This is a genomic window from Kineosporiaceae bacterium, assembly GCA_016713225.1.
GTDB lineage: Bacteria > Actinomycetota > Actinomycetes > Actinomycetales > Kineosporiaceae > JADJPO01.
On record JADJPO010000002.1, the window covers coordinates 377058 to 392877 of the forward strand.

Below are 15820 nucleotides of genomic sequence, written 5' to 3' on the forward strand. Positions count from 1 at the left end.
GGGGGCTACTCGTGGGGGACGGTGACGGGGTCGACCTTCCAGATCTCGGAGCAGTAGTCGCGGATGGTGCGGTCGGAGGAGAAGAAGCCACAGCGGGCGGTGTTCAGGATCGAGGCTCGGGTCCACCAGTCCTGGTCGCGCCAGGCGGTGGCCACCGCGTCCTGGGCGTCGATGTAGCCGCGGTAGTCGGCCAGCACGAGGTACTCGTCCCAGCCGAGCACGCTCTCGACCACCGAGGAGAACACCGTGCCGTCCCCGCCGGAGAACGCACCGCCCGCGATGGCGTCGATGGCGGCGCGCAGCTCGTCGTCCGACTCGTAGTAGGCCCGCGGCTGGTAGTCGCCGGCGCGTAACGCGGCCGCCTCCACGGCGTCCAGACCGAACAGGAAGAAGTTGTCGCCGCCGACCTGGTCGCGGATCTCGATGTTGGCCCCGTCGAGGGTGCCGATGGTCAGGGCGCCATTGAGCGCCAGCTTCATGTTGCCGGTGCCCGAGGCCTCCTTGCCGGCCATCGAGATCTGCTCGGACAGGTCCGCCGCGGGCACGATCAGCTCGGCCCGGGTCACGTTGTAGTCGGGCAGGAAGACGACCTTGAGCCGGTCGGCGACCACCGGGTCGGTGTTGACCACACCGGCCACCGAGTTGATCAGCTTCATGATCCGCTTGGCGGCGTGATAGGCGGGCGCGGCCTTGCCGCCGAACAGGATGGTGCGCGGCACGATGTCGGCCTGCGGGTCGTCCATGATGCGCTGATACAGCGTGACCACGTGCAGCAGCTTGAGCAGCTGGCGCTTGTACTCGTGGAACCGCTTGATCATCACATCGCACAGGGCCGCCGGGTCGATCACGACGCCGGTCACCTGGGCGGTGTAGGTGGCCAGGTCGGTCTTGTTGTCGTGCTTGACCTGACGCCAGTGATCGCGCATCACCGAGTCGTCGGCGGACTGCTCCAGCTCGCGGAGCCGATCGAGATCACGCAGCCAGCCGTCGCCGTCCAGGCGAGAGCTGATCAGGGACGACAGCCGCGGGTTGGCCAGCCGGAGGAAGCGCCGCGGTGTCACCCCATTGGTCACGTTGTGGAACCGCGCCGGCCACATCTGGGCGAAGTCGCGCAACGTGGTGTCCGCCAACAACTGCGAGTGCAGTTCGGCCACGCCGTTGGTGGCCGAACTGCCCATCACGGCGAGGTTCGCCATCCGGATCCGCGGCTCGGGCCCCTCCTGCACCAGCGAGAGCCGACTGAGCTTGGTCATGTCCCCGGGGAAGCGCAGCGCCACCCCCTGCAGGAAGAAGTAGTTGATCGAGTAGATGATCTCGAGGTGCCGCGGCAGCAATCGGTGCAGCAGCCAGACCGGCCAGGTCTCGAGCGCCTCGGGCAACAGGGTGTGACAGGTGTAGTTGAACGTCTGCCGGGTGATCGACCAGGCCTGGTCCCACGGCAGCTGGTGCTCGTCGACCAGCAGGCGCATCAGCTCGACGATGGCCAGCACCGGGTGGGTGTCGTTCAGCTGGACGACGACCTTGCTCGGGAAGTCCTCCCACTCGCTGTTGCGGAACTTGAACCGGCGGATGATGTCGCGCAGCGAGCAGCTCACCAGGAAGTACTGCTGCTTCAGGCGCAGCTCGCGACCGAGCTCGGTGCTGTCGTCCGGGTAGAGCACCTTGCTGATGTTCTCCGACCGGACGACGTCCTGGACCGCCTCGGCGTACTGACCCGCCGAGAACCGGCGCAGATCGAAGGACTGCCGGCTCGCCCGGGCCTGCCACAACCGGATGATGTTGACGGTTTCGGTGCCGTAGCCGGGAACCAGCATGTGACTCGGTTCGCCGCGGACCGTCTCGCTCGGCACCCAGCGTCGTCGCAGACCCGTCGGGTCGCCGGCGTCCTCGGTGTGACCGTAGAAGCCGACCACCTGGCGGTCGTCGGGGGCCGGGAACTCCCACGGGTTGCCGTAGAACGTCCAGTCGTCGCTGGCCTCGGCCTGCTCGCCGTCGACGAACTCCTGCTTGAAGATGCCGAACTCGTACCGGATGCCGTACCCGACCGCGGGGATGTCGAGGGTGGCCAGGGAGTCCAGCAGACAGGCCGCGAGCCGTCCCAGGCCGCCGTTGCCGAGCCCCGGTTCGACGTCGAACGCCTCGAGGGTCTCGAGCGACAGGCCCAGGGACGTGAGCACCGATCGGGCCATGTCCTCGGTGCCGGTGTAGAGCAGGTTCTGCCCGAGCTGGCGGCCCAGCATGTACTCGGCGGAGAGGTAGTACACGAAGCGGGGGTTGGCCTGGTAGTGCGCGGCGGCGGTGCGGGCCTGTCGGTCGACCAGACGGTCACGGATGGTCAATGCGAGGGTGTGATAGGCGTCGTGCAGGCTGGCCGACTCGATCGTGGTGCCCCGGCGGTAGTAGAGGTTGTTGAGCAGATCTTGCTCGAGGTCCTCGATCGTGGTGCCCGGTGTGCGTAGCCGCGGTCGGTTGGGTGCAGCGTCCATCAGGGAGTCCCCTCTTCGCCGGCCGTGGGTGGCCACTGGGCTGGACTGTCATGCCTACCGTGACAAAACACGGCATGTCGACATGTTGGGGGTGAATAAACCGACAGCTGAACCCCTCGACCTGTCGAGTGGTTCACCCGAGTGGGACGTAGGTCGCAGAACACGTCGGTGCGGTGCAGCCGAGAGTGCGAAATCGTTGGGGGAGAGCAGGACCCAGGTCCTAGTGGTTCGCGTGGTTCAGCCTCGTCGGGTCCTCAGCGACAACCGAATCTCCGGCGTGAGCAGGCTCAGGGCCGTGAGCAGTGAGCCGACCAGGAGGGCCAGACCGATCAGCTGCATGCTGTCCGAGAGGGCCGCAGCCATCTCCATCTGGATGGTGCCCTCGCCGAATCGGTCGGCGAGTTCGGACTTGACGGGCTCGATCAGGATCGCGCCGGTGACGTACAGGACACCGCCGGGCAGCAGGAGGCGTCGGACCCGCGGGTGCATGGTGCGCAGGTAGCGCACCAGGACGATGGAGGCCATGGCGGCCATCGGCCAGTACACGATGGTCCAGGCGAACGTCAGCGGCCCGGTGAAGTGGAACTTCTTGTTGAGCACCTCGGCCAGGGTCTGGTGCAGATAGATGCTCTCGTCGCCGAAGGCGAAGGCGGTGCACAGGCCCAGCAGCAACCAACCGGCGGCAGAGGGGTCGCGACGTCGGCGCGCGGCTGCCCAGCAGGTCAGCAACAGAACCGTGCTGGTCAGCAGGAGGAGCGTCTTGCCGGTGGTGGGGAAGTTGACCTTGTCGTCGCCGTCGAAGAACCGGGTGAGGGTGTACGGCAGGAAGCGCAGGCCCGCCCCGGCGCTGGAGATCAGGTTCATCAGGACCAGGAAGGCGATGACGGCCCAGATCAGCTGCCGGACGCGGAGGGTGTTGACGGTGATGTGCAGGGGTTCACCCGGCGCCGGGCTGCGCCGGGTCTGGCCCGATCGGCGACGCGCGGACGGCGTCGCACCGCTCTCGCCCGGCGCGCGCAGCAAGATCTCGGGCGGATCGCCGCGCCGGTAGCCGTTGGTGCCCGTGGGGAACGGATCGGCCAGGACATCAGGGGATGCGGTGAATCCCGCACGCGACCTGTGCCCCCTGGCCGCGCTCGCGTCGTCGGTGGGGAACATGGCGGGACGGTCCTTCCCCGAGGTTCCAGGGCCACCGAACGGATGACCCTGATGCGTCATGTGGCGGACACCCTACGCCCGCCGAACGACAGCTGCGTGGTACGGAACCGTCGGGCCGCCCTCGCGGCGGTTGGGGGTGAGCGTCAGGTGATCAACCGACAGCGCTGGGTCATTCCGGTCAATTCGGGCCGGGTGTCGAGGTAGGCCAGCTTGCGCTTCACCGGTGGGCTGGAGGCGGGTCGGCCGAGACACCAGGCCGCGAACGTGACGGCGAAGTCCTCCTCGGGGTCGGACGCGGCGTACTCCTCGACGAAGTGGTCGGCGTGCCGGCGGTGAAAGCGGGTCACCTCGGCGGTGCTCAGCTCGCCGTCCGAGGCGTCGTAGAGCTGCCACCACTCGTCGAGGACGGCGGGATCCCAGGCCTGGCGGACATAGCTGTCGTAGATCGATCCCGGCACGGAGCAGCCTTCCGAGGTGGGCTCGGTGGTGCAGGTCGGGCTGTCCCGGTGGGTGAGGTCGATCTGCTGCGGGTTCAGGGTGAGCAGGTGCCCGAGTTCGTGCACCAGGGTGTCGGCGAGCGCCTCGCCGTCGTCGAAGCCGGGGTCGACCGCCAGCACCCAGCTCGTGAGGTTCTCGCCGACCGGCTGGACGAAGGCCGACACGTCGCGATCGTCGGGATCTCGGGCGCCGGTCCCATCGAAGATCACCAGGTGGGTGATCAGGGTGCGCGCATCGTCCGGGTACACCGCGGTGATCACGCGCCACAGGCGTCGGGCGCAATCGGTGGGTGCCGCTCGGCGTTTGCTGCCGGTGGCGGTGGGGGTGAGGCCCTCGGGTTCGACCTGGTAGTCGACCACCAGATCGGCGCCGGGCATCTGATAGGCGGACATCCCGGATCGCACCCGGGGAGCACTCCCCGGCGCCCAGGTCGCGCCGGGGCCGTGACAGCTCGCCGGCAGCGGCCAGAGGGCGCGGCGGGCCGCGTCGTCCAGGGCCGGCCCCGACGGCGCGGGGCCGGCCTGGGCGTTCGGGGCCGCCGAGGACGACGACAACACCGTCACGGGGCGGGAATCGGCGGCGTCCGCCCCGGCCGCCGGCGCCTGGCCCGCCGTCAGCAGGCGAGGCAGGGCCAGGGCGAACAGCACGCCGACGGCGCCCGCGACCACTGCGATCGTCGGTGCGAGCATCAGCCTGGTGCGCACACCTCAGATGTCGGCAGCTGCCCCCCGGCGGCTGAGCGGGATCATGAAAGGGGTGGGGGGCCTCCGCTCGTCACCGGCTCGGGGTCGTGGGCGGCGGCCTGGACCCCGGCGGCGATCAGGGCGATCCCGACCAGCAGCATCAGGCCGGCGACGACCAGCAGTCCCAGCGCGAGCCACCCCAGGGCGGGTGCCGTGGCGGCGATGTCGGCCCGGATGTCGACGCCGGACGAGCCGTCAGCGTTCAGGACGACGACCGTCCAGTCACCGTTCTGCACCGGCCAGGTGAGCGTCTGTTGCCCGGTGCCGGTGGCCCGCGCCACCCAGAACGGCTGCGCGGCGGGGTCCGGGAGCGTGGCGACGCCGCTGTGTTCGACGTAGGTCACCTCGCCGTTGGACAGCGAGCGCACGGTGGCGTAGCGACTACCGGACAGGTACCGCGCGGCGTCACCACTGGGCGCGATGCCGACGAAGACGGCTCGGGTGGTGTCCAGTGGGGTGACCCGGATGCGCGTGGTGCCGAGGATGCGCCCCGGCAGTGCCCAGTCCGGGCCATCGGCGTCCAGGACGATGCCCTCGGTCGTCAGGGCCGGTGCGGCGACGGTGAAGGTCTGGGCCGGGGAGGTGAGATAGCCGTCGGTGCGGCCGAACCGGTCCGCGCCACCGAGAGCCAGTCCGGCGATGCCCGGGCCGGTGGCCAGCAGGACCAGCATGCTGCCGATGATCACGGAGACGGTGCGTCGCGGCGTCCAGCGGTGGTGGGCTGCCGGTGGGGCCGTGGTGGCCACAGCAGGCTCCTGCCCGGGGAGCGCGGCGGTGGCCGCCGTGCCGGGGTCGCGCCCGCCCATGTCGAGCCGGAAGGGCGGGTAGTCGTCGGTCATCAGTCCGGCATAGGCGGCCACGCGCAGCACCCAGCGATCGAAGCCGAGAAGGACGTCGTAGAGGCCGCGGGGGTAGCGGCCGGTGACGAGCAGGACGACGGCCGCGACCAGCGCCAGGATGGTGACCAGGCCGCCACCGCCCCAGCTGCCGCGCCAGCGATCGTGCTCTTCCGCCGCGGTGGTCCAGGTGCCGCCACCGACGAGCAGGCCGACGATGAGGTAGTGCGGGATGGCCAGCAGCCACCACTTCACCAGCACGAGCCCGCGGGAGAGGTGCTCGGGGTAGGTGACGTCGAGGTGGGCGGGATAGTCGGACACCTCGCGCAGGCTGAACGGCGGGTAGCGGTCGGTGCCGAAGGCGCTGTGGCCGTAGTAGGAGACCCGCCACGACCACCGCAGCACTCCGACGTTGAAGTCGAAGATCGCGCGGGGGTAGCGGCCGGTGAACAGGATGGCGAAGAAGGCCACCACGCTGAGCACCACGTAGGCCAGCCACAGGAACGCCAGGCAGATGTAGTGCGGGACGGCGAGCAGCCACTTCACCAGCCACAGCCATCGGGACAGGGGTTCGTCCAGGACGGCGTCGATGCGAACGGGGTAGACGGAATGCGTTGGTGGAGGCGGGGTCTCGGGTGTCATTGCGGCGGATGGCGTGGTCATGTCTCACCTCGATGCGGGGCACCGCAGCGGCGCCGGTCACCCGATCGGTGGCCTGTCGTGCGCTGCGCGCACCCGCGGTTCATCGAACGGTTCTCGCCCCACCTCGCGGGTCTCCGACTCCTCGCCGCGCTCGGCGTTGGGTCAGGGGCTGTCCCCTCCGGACCGGTACAGGTGGACCTGCGAGGTATGCACCGGTCGATCCACTGTTCAGCCTAGGTGCGTGATCGTCGGTCGGCGAGTGCACATTGTCCCGTGGATCGGGTGGCGCGCGGCACGGATGGGGTTGCCTGCGAGAAGGTGTGAGCCAGGGCCGGCGATCGAGCCGTCCCCGGGCATCGAGAGGACGGCGTGCGTATGTCCGGATCCCTGACGGTCGTCAACGGGTTGATCTTCGATGGGCACGGCCCCGAGCTGGTCGAGGTGGACGTGCGTATCGAGGGCGGGCGCATCGTCGAGGTCGGCCCAGGCCTGGCCGCGGGCGCGAGCGTGCTGGACGCGCACGGACGGGTCGTCGTCCCGGGGTTGATCGACTGTCATTTCCATGCCTATGGCACCAGCCTGGACATGCTCGAGCTCGCGGGAAGCCGACTCAGCTACGTGGCCCTGCTCGGGTCGCAGCGCCTCGGCCGGGCGCTGCGCCGGGGGTTCACCACCGTGCGCGACGTGGCGGGCGGTGACATCGGGCTGGCCCAGGCGATCGCCGAGGGCGTGATCGCCTCGCCGCGGTACTACTACACGGGCGCCGCCCTGAGCCAGACCGGCGGACACGGCGACCCGCGCGACGCCCGGCTCGACCTGTGTTGCGGCAACCAGCACGACACCGAGGTGGTCGACGGGGTCGATGCGTTGAGAGTCGCTGTGCGCGAACGCATTCGCACCGGTGCGCACGCCATCAAGATCATGGCCTCGGGCGGCGTGGTGTCGCTGTCCGATCCGATCCGGGTGCCGCAGTACAGCCCCGAGGAGATCCGCGCGGTGACCGAGGAGGCGAGCCGCCGCGGGCTCTACGTCGCGGCCCACGCCTATTCGCCCGAGTCGATCGTGCATGCGGTGACCAACGGGGTGCGCAGTATCGAGCACGGCAACCTGCTGGACGCCGAGACCGCGGCGCTGATGGCCGAGCACGGCAGCGTGCTGGTACCGACGCTGGTGACCTACCGCGTGATGTCCGAGCGCGGCGCCGAGCTGGGCATGGCCGACGTGGCGCGGCGCAAGAACGACGAGGTGCTGGACGCCGGGCAGCGCGCCGTCGAGCTGGCCATGGCGGCCGGGGTGGTGGTCGGGTTCGGCACCGACCTGATGGGGGTGCTGGAGTCGGAGCAACTGCGCGGGTTGCAGGTTCAGCACGAGGTGCAGGGCACCCTCGAACTGCTGCGCAGCCTCACCTCGCGCAACGCGGCAATCCTCGGGGTGGAGGACGTGGGCTGGATCCGGCCGGGCGCCGCGGGCGATCTGCTGATCCTGGACGGTGATCCTTTCGTGCGTCCCGCGGTGCTGTGGCAGCGCTCGGCCGGGCGGGTCGTCGTCCAGGGTGGTGTGGTGCTCGACGCCTGAGATGCGTCCGGGTGGGCCGATCGGGTGATCGGCCTCGAGTTCGAGGCTCTTCCACACGATGAACTCGACGAGGTCGCAGACCGGCACGGCGCCGTCCCGGTCTGCCTGCCAGGACAGCTCTCACACCCGAGGGCCGACAGTCGCAGGGGGTCGAACGGGTGCCAGGGCAATCAGGTGGCGACGACGGTGGCCTGCTTCGCCGTCACGAGCCGGGAGCACCGGGGGCACCGGGGGCACTGATCGAACGGGCGGCCCTCCTGGTCGGCGGTCTCGGGCTCGTGGGGTTCGCCGCGGCGGTCTTCGAGCTGGTGCCGGTGTCGTCGGCGGTGCGTGATCTGGGCCTGTACAACCTCGTCTGGGTGGCGGCCGTGGTGGCCATCTCGGTCCGCGCCGCTCGTTCGGTCGGTGCCGGGCAGTGCCTGGGATGGGCCGCCCTCGCCACAGGCTTGACCGCGAACGTGGCCGCCAACCTCTACTACTCGTTGGTGCTGGCTCACCTGGACACCGTGCCGTACCCCTCCTGGGCGGACGCCGGGTTGCTGGTGCTGTATCCCCTGGCCTACGTGACGCTGGTCGTGGTGTTGAAGGCCCGCGTGGTGCGGTGGCATCCCAGCATCTGGCTCGACGGGTTGATCCTGGCCTTCGGGATGGCCGGGCTCGGTGCCGCGCTGCTGCTGGCGCCCGTGCTGGACCTGACGGGGGCAGGGTTCGCCGTCGCGGTGACGAACGCGGCCTACCCGCTGGGCGACCTCTTGTTGATCTCCACGGTGCTGGCCGGTGCCTGGCTGTTGCGCCGCGGCCTGGACCGGACCTGGATTCTGCTCGGGACCGGCCTGAGCGTGATGGCGCTCGGCGACAGCGTGTACCTGCTGCAGGACTCGGCTGGGCTCTACCGCGAGGGCACCGCGCTGGACCTGACCTGGCCGCTGGGTGTGCTGCTGATGGCTGCCGGGGCCGTGGCCGGGCCGTTGACGCCGCTGCGCACCGACGCCGACGATCGCCCGGGTCGTTCGAATTCGGCCGCGTTCCGGTGGGGGTTGCTGGCCACCCCGATGGCCGCTGCCCTGGCCAGCCTGGCCCTGCTGGTGCCGTGGGGCGGCTGGCATGCGCCGGCGGCCGCCGCGTGGCTGGCTGCGGGGGCGCTGGCAGCCGTCGGCGTGCGCACGGTGCTCACCTACCGCGAGCTGTGGGACCTGGCCGATGCCCGGCGCCAGGCGCACACCGACGAGTTGACCGGCTTGACCAATCGGCGCGGCTTCACCGCGCTGGCCGAGGCGCACCTGCGCGCGGCGGAGGGCCTGGGCCGCGATGACGGCCCGGTGCGGCCCGAGCACCGAACGGCGTTGCTGTTGCTGGATCTGGATCGGTTCAAGGAGGTCAACGACAGCCTGGGCCATCACGCCGGCGACGAGTTGCTCTCGGCGATCGGTCAGCGGCTCGTGGAGACCTGTCGCGAGCCGCGGGACCTGTTGGCGCGGCTGGGGGGTGACGAGTTCGCGGTCCTGCTGCCCGGCACCGGCCTGGACGGCGCAGAGCACGTCGCCGCCCGCATCGGTGCCGCGCTGGCTGCGCCGTTCGTGGTGGACGGCGTGCGGGTTCAGGCGGCGATCAGCATCGGGATCGCGGTCGCCCCGTGGCACGGCACCAGCCTGTCGTTGCTGATGCGCCGCGCCGACATCGCGATGTACCGGGCCAAGAACACCCGGGCCGGGCATGCCATCTACGACCCCGACCAACGGGACCCCGATGGCGAGGACCGGCTGCAACGGGTGCAGGACCTGCGCGCAGCCATCGAGGGCGACCAGATCATCGTGCACTACCAACCCAAGGTGGACCTCGCCACGTCGTGTGTGACCGGTGCCGAGGCGCTCGTGCGGTGGGATCACCCCACCCAGGGTCTGCTGTTTCCCGACGCCTTCCTCGCGTTGGCCGAGGACGCCGGGCTGATGCCTGCCCTGACCGCTGCCGTTCTCGACAAGGCGCTGGCTCAGGCCGCTCACTGGCATCGGGCGGGACGGCAGCTGACGGTGGCGGTCAACCTGCCGCCCGCGACGGTGGTCGATGCCGATCTACCCCAGCGGGTCGCCCAGTCCCTGGCCCGCCACCAGGTGCCGCCGTCGCTGCTGAAGCTCGAGATCACCGAGGACTCGCTGCTCGGCGACCGGGTGCGGGCCCGTGAGGTGCTGGCTCGACTGCGTCGACTCGGCGTCCGGATCGCCATCGACGACTACGGCAGCGGCTACTCGTCCCTGGCCTATCTGCGCGAGCTGCCGGTGGACGAACTGAAACTCGACCGGTCGTTCGTCTACCCGATGGCCGATGACGCCCGCGCTGCGGCGATCGTCCGCTCCACCGTCGAACTCGCCCACTCGCTCGGGTTGAGCATCGTGGCCGAGGGCGTCGAGCACGCAGCCGCCGCCGAGGAGCTGGTGCGGTACGGCTGTGACGCCGCCCAGGGCTACCACTACGCCCGGGCGTTGCCGCCGGGCGAGCTCACGGACTGGTTGGACGCTCGTGCCGACGCCCCGCCCGCACCGTTGCCGGACGGCAGATCTCCTCTGCCGCAGGGGATTCCGAGGCCATCCCCATCGCCCGATCAGGCCGGGTCGAGCACTCCGCTGTCGAGGGGGATGTAGGTCGCGCCACCCGGCAGCTGCCAGCTCATGGCCAGCGAGGCCGAACTCGACTTGTCCCAGAACTCGATGGTGATCGGGGTCGGGACACCGGCGGTGAGCTGGACGGTGCCGGTCGGCGTGGTCGCCCCGCTGGTCCAGGCATCGGCCAGGGTGGTGCCGTCCACGATGATCCGGGCTCCGTCGTCGGTTCTGATCGTGGCGCGGAGGGAGTAGGTGCCGGTGGTCGGGGCGGTGATGAGCCCGGTGAACCGGACGCTCCAGTTCGAGGTGCCGTACCCGGTGAAGGGGCCGGCGCCGCTGCCGACGGTGACGGCCGGGGCCTGCACCCGGGTGACGGCCGCCGTCCCGGCCATCGTCTTGTCGTTGGACCACACCGCGGTGAGGCCGAGCCCGTCGCCGGTGATCGTGGTGGGCAGGGTGACGAGACGATCGAGCTGGTTGGTCACGGTCCAGGTCAGGGCGACGGTGGTCTTGGTGACGCCGTTGGTCGCCGTGATCGTGGAGGCGAAGGAACCTGCCCGGGTCGGCTTGCCGTAGATCAGGGCGGTGACCGGGTGGATGTCCAGACCGTTGGGCAGCGACTTGGCCGACCAGGTGAGGGCGTACCCGTTCGGGTCACTGCCCGAAGCCTGCAGCGAGAGCGCCTTTCCGGTGACGACGGTCTGTGCCGGGGGTGCGGCGAGCACCGGCGCGGGCACGCTCGCCAGGGCCGTGAACGTGGCGGTGTAGGTGAGCCCACTACCCGGGTTCACGTTTCGGGTAGCGTCCGGGACGCCGTCCGACCAGCCGGCAAAGGCGAAGCCCGGCCTGGGCTTTGCGGTGATCGTCACCGGGACACCAGTCCAGTACTTACCGGTCCAGGTCGCGCCGGCACCGGTCATCCGGGTCGACAGGTTGACCGTGTTCACCTGCACCGTGCCGTTGGCGGCGTCGTCCACTCCGACGGTCACCGTCGCGCGGGCACCGAGCCCCAGGTAGGACTGCGTGTGCGTCACGTAGTACTGCTCGCGCTGGGCGAGGAAGGTCCGCAACCGGGCCACCTCGGTGGTCCACTTGGCCACCGACGTCGGCTCGCCGTTCTTGGCCACCTGGTTGGGCAGGTACGGCGCCATCTCGGCTGCCATCGCGTCCAGCCGAGGCTGGGACTCGGCGGGCGCCGCGACCGTGTTCAGTTGGTCGGCAACGACATTGGCATACAGCCGCTTGAAGTCGGGGTTGGCCAGCAGTGCCCGGATCATCACCGACGGCCGGTACGTCGTCCCGTACTTGTCGTTCATGTTGCGCGACGTCGTGGTGTTGGAGCCCCAGGCGTTCGTGCCGTCCGAGGAGATGTCGAAGTCGTGGGGCCGGAACCGCCAGGTGCCGTCGTAGGAGGGCATGCGGAACATGTGCAGGTTCTTCTGCGGCCAGTCCCGGTTGAGGGAGAACATGTGCAGCGCGAAGTCCTGGGCGAAGGACTCCATGTCGAGCAGGGTCTTGGCCTGGGCGTAGTTGGCGGGCGTCGCCATCGAGTTGCCGGAGATGTAGGCGTACATCGCGTCGTAGCTGGCGACGGTTCCCTCGCCGCCGAGCACCTTGGCATCGCTCAGGTACTGCACCGAGTCCTTGTCGACCCCGAACGAGGACTCGACGAGCGTCTCGTCCTCCTTCTCGCGCAGGTCGTACATGCCGATGTAGGCGCCATTGGCGAACACCTGTACCGGTTCGGAGGCGGACGGCGCAAGCTTGGCCTCGGTGCCGATCGCCTGCCAGAACTGGTCGCGCAGATGGGCTTCCTGGTAATCGTCACCCGAGTTGCGCAACCGGAGTTTCTTGAACTTCGTCTGGGTGGGCTTCTCCGAGAAGATCGGGTAGTTGATCTCCTTGGTGCCGGTCGCGTCCTTGAACGCGATGTCCATCGGCACCGTCTTCTGTCCGTTCAGGCTGCCGCCGGCGCCGGCGCGCTCGGTGGCCGCCTCACCGGCGAAGGCCGGGGCGCCGTCCGGGGCGAGCATCTCGACCCCGGTGCGCCAGCCGTAGGACGGCGCCTGCTTGGTCGAGGTCCAGGCCGTCCTGTCCGCGGGGGACATGCTGAGGAACATGATGCGCTGCCCGGCGTACTTGCCCGAGGAGTCGATGACGTAGGTGGCGCTGGCGGTGTAGCTCGCCTGGACGCCGGTCTTGAAGGCCCGCACCCGCAGCGTGCGCGACGAGGGCACGGTGAGCGGCCCGGTGACCAGCGTGGAGGTGGCCGAGGGAATGCTGCCGTCGCTGGTGAAGCGCAGCTGGGCGCCGGCGTCGACGGGGGCGGCGCCGGCGGTGACCGTCACGGTCTGCGTGCCGGCGTAGACCCCGCTGGCGACCGAGAAGGTCGGGGTGCTGAGCAATCCGACGGCAGTGGAGCCGCTGTTCGCCGCGCCCGGTGTCGGCGTCAGGCACGTGGTCCAGGGGGCCTTGGGGTCGCCGTTCGGCATGCGGCACCAGGAGACGTCCGGCCGGGTGAACGGTGGGACCGTGCTGTCGACGAGCTGACCGAGCACCGTCTGGTTCGGCGCGGTGAGGGCGACGGCGTCCGCGCCGTTGTCGATGTTGAAGTTGGCGTGCAGGTTCGTCAGGGACGCCGTCCGGTCGGCCTTGTCGGCCCAGACGCGGAGGTACCCCTTGGCCGCGATGGAGGCGTTCGCCGGGAAGACCCACTTGAACGGCGACTTCACCGTGTTCGACAGACCCCAACCGGACAGGTTGATGGCCGCGGAGGTGGTGTTGTAGAGCTCGACCCAGTCACCCTGCTTGCCGGCCTCGTCGGCGGCGCCCGACAGGTTCGTGGTGCTGACCTCGTTGATGATCACCGTCGGCGCGATCCCGGTGGTGACCGTGGCAGCCGTGGCGGAGGGGACCTGGACGACGAGCGCCCCCAGGAGCCCACCGGCGGCGAGGATGGATGTCGCGGCGATCCGAGAGGCCGGCTGCCGGCGGGGAGATCGACTGGTCATGTCTGAAAGTAACCACGCAGCGTGACCAATGTCAGGTCTTCCCCGCGCAATAGGCCAGAGAATACCCACGCGGAGTAACGATGCACCGGAATTCACCGCGGGTGCCGGCCCAGCTGGTCAGGTGGCAACCGAGGCGGTCGTGACAACTGTCGCCCTCGGGGGGCATGGCACTGGTGGTGCATCGGATGCTGTAATTGGCGGCTCACCCAGACGACCTCGCGGGGGTCATGCCACCCTTCACGTCCACCAGACCCGGGATGAGAATCATGGCCGCACGCCCGTCGGGCAGGACCCGCGCACCGTTGACATCCAGGTATTCGGGCCACGGCGAGGTCCCGGGCGTCGTGCCCCACGAGCACCGCGAAACGGGCAGGTGAGTGTGGACCTGATGCGCGGCGGTCGGCTGGTGGCCCTGACGGTCGCCTTGGCCGTGGTGTTCGCCGCCTCGGCCCTGCAGCAGGGCGAGCTGACCGGCGTAGCGGCCTGCGCGCTCGTCCTGCTCAACACCGCGCCCGTGCTGCTCGTGGCTCGCAACCCCGTGGTCGTGGTGTTGGCGTTCTCGGTGACCTACCAGCTCTGGCTCGACCCCCCCGGCAGCGACCTGGTGCGCGAAGGGCATGTCCTGCAATCGATGCCGACGCTGGTGGCGCTCTACGCCGCCGGCGCCTGGAACCGCCCGCTGTGGGTCCGGGGGCTCGCGCTGGCGACCCCGGCCTGGATGCTCGGAGCTGCCGTCACCGGGTACTGGCCGACCTCGGTCGACGATCTGATCTATGTCGCGCTGGTGTTCGTCATCGTCTGGTGGCTCGGCGTGGTCGACGCCGGCCGCCGCAGCTATGCCTCGCAGCTGGAGGTGCGCACCCGCGAACTCGAACAGGCCCGGCACGCCCTCGCGGATCAGGCGGTCGCCCGGGAGCGCGCGCGGTTGGCCCGGGAGTTGCACGATGTCGTCGCCCACGCAATGAGCGTCATCACCGTTCAGGCCGGGGTCGGCGGGCACCTGATCGCGTCCCGGCCGGAGCGGGCGGCGGAGGCCCTGGGCGTGATCGAGGGCACCGGCCGCGAGGCGCTGGCGGAGCTCCGGCGGATGTTGCTGGTGCTGCGGCCGCGCGACCACGCGGCAGCGGCACCGCCGCAACCCGGCGTGGCCGACCTGCCGCTGTTGCTCGACAACGCCCGCGCCACGGGGCTGCGGGTGTCGATGCATCAGAAGGGGTCCCCCGCGCCCTTGTCCCCCGGGCTCGATCTCGCCGTGTACCGCGTGATGCAGGAGTCCCTCACCAACGCCTCCAAACACGCGCCCGGATCGCGGGTCGACGTACACCTGCGCTGGCAGTCGCACACCGTCGAGGTCGAGGTCGCCGACCATGGCCCGGGGGCTCCGGACGGCGTCCGACGGGGTCAGGGGCTGAGCGGGATGGCCGAACGGGTGACGCTCTATGACGGGGTGCTGGAAGCTGGTAACGGCTCTGCCGGCAACGGGTTCCGTGTCCGGGCGACATTTCCGCTCCAGCACGATCGGGTGGTCGGATGATCCGGGTTCTGGTGGTCGATGACCAGGCGCTGGTCCGAGCCGGCTTCTGCGCGTTGCTCGAGGCCACCGATGGGGTGGAGGTCGTCGGTGAGGCGGGCGACGGTGAGCAGGCGGTCGCGTTGGCCGAGCAGTTGGCGCCGGACGTGGTGCTGATGGACATCCGCATGCCCCGACTCGACGGCATCTCCGCGACCCGCAGGCTCAGTGAGCGTGCCGAACGCCCCAGGGTGCTGATCCTGACGACGTTCGACACCGACGACAACGTCTTCGATGCACTGGAGGCGGGTGCTGTGGGCTTCCTCGTCAAGGACACCCCACCCGCGCAGCTGTTGGACGCCGTCCGCGCCGCGGTGGATGGCGGTGCCGTCATCTCGCCGGTCACCACTCGTCGGTTGGTGGACCGCATCGTCGCGAGTCGGACCCTGCCTGCCGCCCCCGCGCCGAGACCGGCCTCGCCGGCGCTCGAGGTGCTCACCGAACGAGAGCGCGAGGTGCTCGAACGGCTGGCCCGGGGTCAGTCCAACCGGGAGATCGCGGGCAGCCTGTCCATCTCCGAGCTGACGGCCAAGACTCATGTCTCCCGCGTGCTGGGCAAACTCGGTCTCACGAGCCGGGTTCAGGCGGCCGTGTTCGCGTACGAGACCGGGCTGGTGCGGCCCGGCGAGCTACCTCGCACGGGGTACCCCGACTGACATCCTTCGGCTGACGCGCGCCATCGCGACAGGGCCTAGCGTCGAGGC

General features: G+C 70.0%; 9 protein-coding genes. 4 read left to right on the forward strand and 5 right to left on the reverse strand.

Annotated elements, in window-relative coordinates; translation table 11 throughout:
- Positions 1-5: 5 nt before the first annotated feature.
- The 4 genes from IPK24_07860 to IPK24_07875 form a co-directional block, all read right to left on the reverse strand.
- Positions 6-2486: a glycogen/starch/alpha-glucan phosphorylase gene (locus IPK24_07860; GenBank protein MBK8075466.1), complete on the reverse strand. Its 2481-nt coding sequence runs from the start codon at positions 2484-2486 to the stop codon at positions 6-8.
- 237 nt (positions 2487-2723) lie between these two features.
- Positions 2724-3644 (reverse strand): hypothetical protein, encoded by a 921-nt coding sequence (locus IPK24_07865; GenBank protein ID MBK8075467.1) that lies wholly within the window; start codon positions 3642-3644, stop codon positions 2724-2726.
- 143 nt (positions 3645-3787) lie between these two features.
- Complete coding sequence (locus IPK24_07870) at positions 3788-4831, reverse strand: hypothetical protein (protein ID MBK8075468.1); 1044 nt, start codon at positions 4829-4831, stop codon at positions 3788-3790.
- Between the two features lie 56 nt (positions 4832-4887).
- Positions 4888-6363, reverse strand: coding sequence for a DUF4389 domain-containing protein (locus tag IPK24_07875; protein MBK8075469.1), 1476 nt, complete (start codon positions 6361-6363; stop codon positions 4888-4890).
- Between the two features lie 375 nt (positions 6364-6738).
- Between IPK24_07875 and IPK24_07880 the strand changes: the two genes are divergently transcribed.
- A complete protein-coding gene (locus IPK24_07880; protein ID MBK8075470.1) occupies positions 6739-7938 on the forward strand; it encodes an amidohydrolase family protein in 1200 nt (399 codons plus the stop codon).
- A gap of 158 nt (positions 7939-8096) precedes the next feature.
- Positions 8097-10574, forward strand: coding sequence for an EAL domain-containing protein (locus IPK24_07885; protein ID MBK8075471.1), 2478 nt, complete (start codon positions 8097-8099; stop codon positions 10572-10574).
- Here the strand turns inward: IPK24_07885 and IPK24_07890 are convergent.
- Positions 10535-13546 (reverse strand): CotH kinase family protein, encoded by a 3012-nt coding sequence (locus tag IPK24_07890; protein ID MBK8075472.1) that lies wholly within the window; start codon positions 13544-13546, stop codon positions 10535-10537. The two genes, IPK24_07885 and IPK24_07890, sit on opposite strands and share 40 nt — an antisense overlap.
- Before the next feature lie 373 nt (positions 13547-13919).
- Between IPK24_07890 and IPK24_07895 the strand changes: the two genes are divergently transcribed.
- Entirely contained in the window at positions 13920-15080 is a 1161-nt protein-coding gene (locus IPK24_07895; GenBank protein ID MBK8075473.1) for a sensor histidine kinase, read from the forward strand.
- Positions 15077-15772, forward strand: a complete 696-nt coding sequence (locus IPK24_07900) for a response regulator transcription factor (protein ID MBK8075474.1) — start codon at positions 15077-15079, stop codon at positions 15770-15772. Before IPK24_07895 ends, IPK24_07900 begins: the two co-directional genes overlap by 4 nt.
- The last annotated feature ends 48 nt before the right edge of the window (positions 15773-15820 follow it).

Bases quoted from the DNA above. Each gene is read 5' to 3' on its own strand.
- IPK24_07860 (MBK8075466.1), bottom strand. From the start codon at position 2,486: ATGGACGCTGCACCCAACCGACCGCGGCTACGCACACCGGGCACCACG.
- IPK24_07865 (MBK8075467.1), bottom strand. From the start codon at position 3,644: ATGTTCCCCACCGACGACGCGAGCGCGGCCAGGGGGCACAGGTCGCGT.
- IPK24_07870 (MBK8075468.1), bottom strand. From the start codon at position 4,831: ATGCTCGCACCGACGATCGCAGTGGTCGCGGGCGCCGTCGGCGTGCTG.
- IPK24_07875 (MBK8075469.1), bottom strand. From the start codon at position 6,363: ATGACACCCGAGACCCCGCCTCCACCAACGCATTCCGTCTACCCCGTT.
- IPK24_07880 (MBK8075470.1), top strand. From the start codon at position 6,739: ATGTCCGGATCCCTGACGGTCGTCAACGGGTTGATCTTCGATGGGCAC.
- IPK24_07890 (MBK8075472.1), bottom strand. From the start codon at position 13,546: ATGACCAGTCGATCTCCCCGCCGGCAGCCGGCCTCTCGGATCGCCGCG.
- IPK24_07900 (MBK8075474.1), top strand. From the start codon at position 15,077: ATGATCCGGGTTCTGGTGGTCGATGACCAGGCGCTGGTCCGAGCCGGC.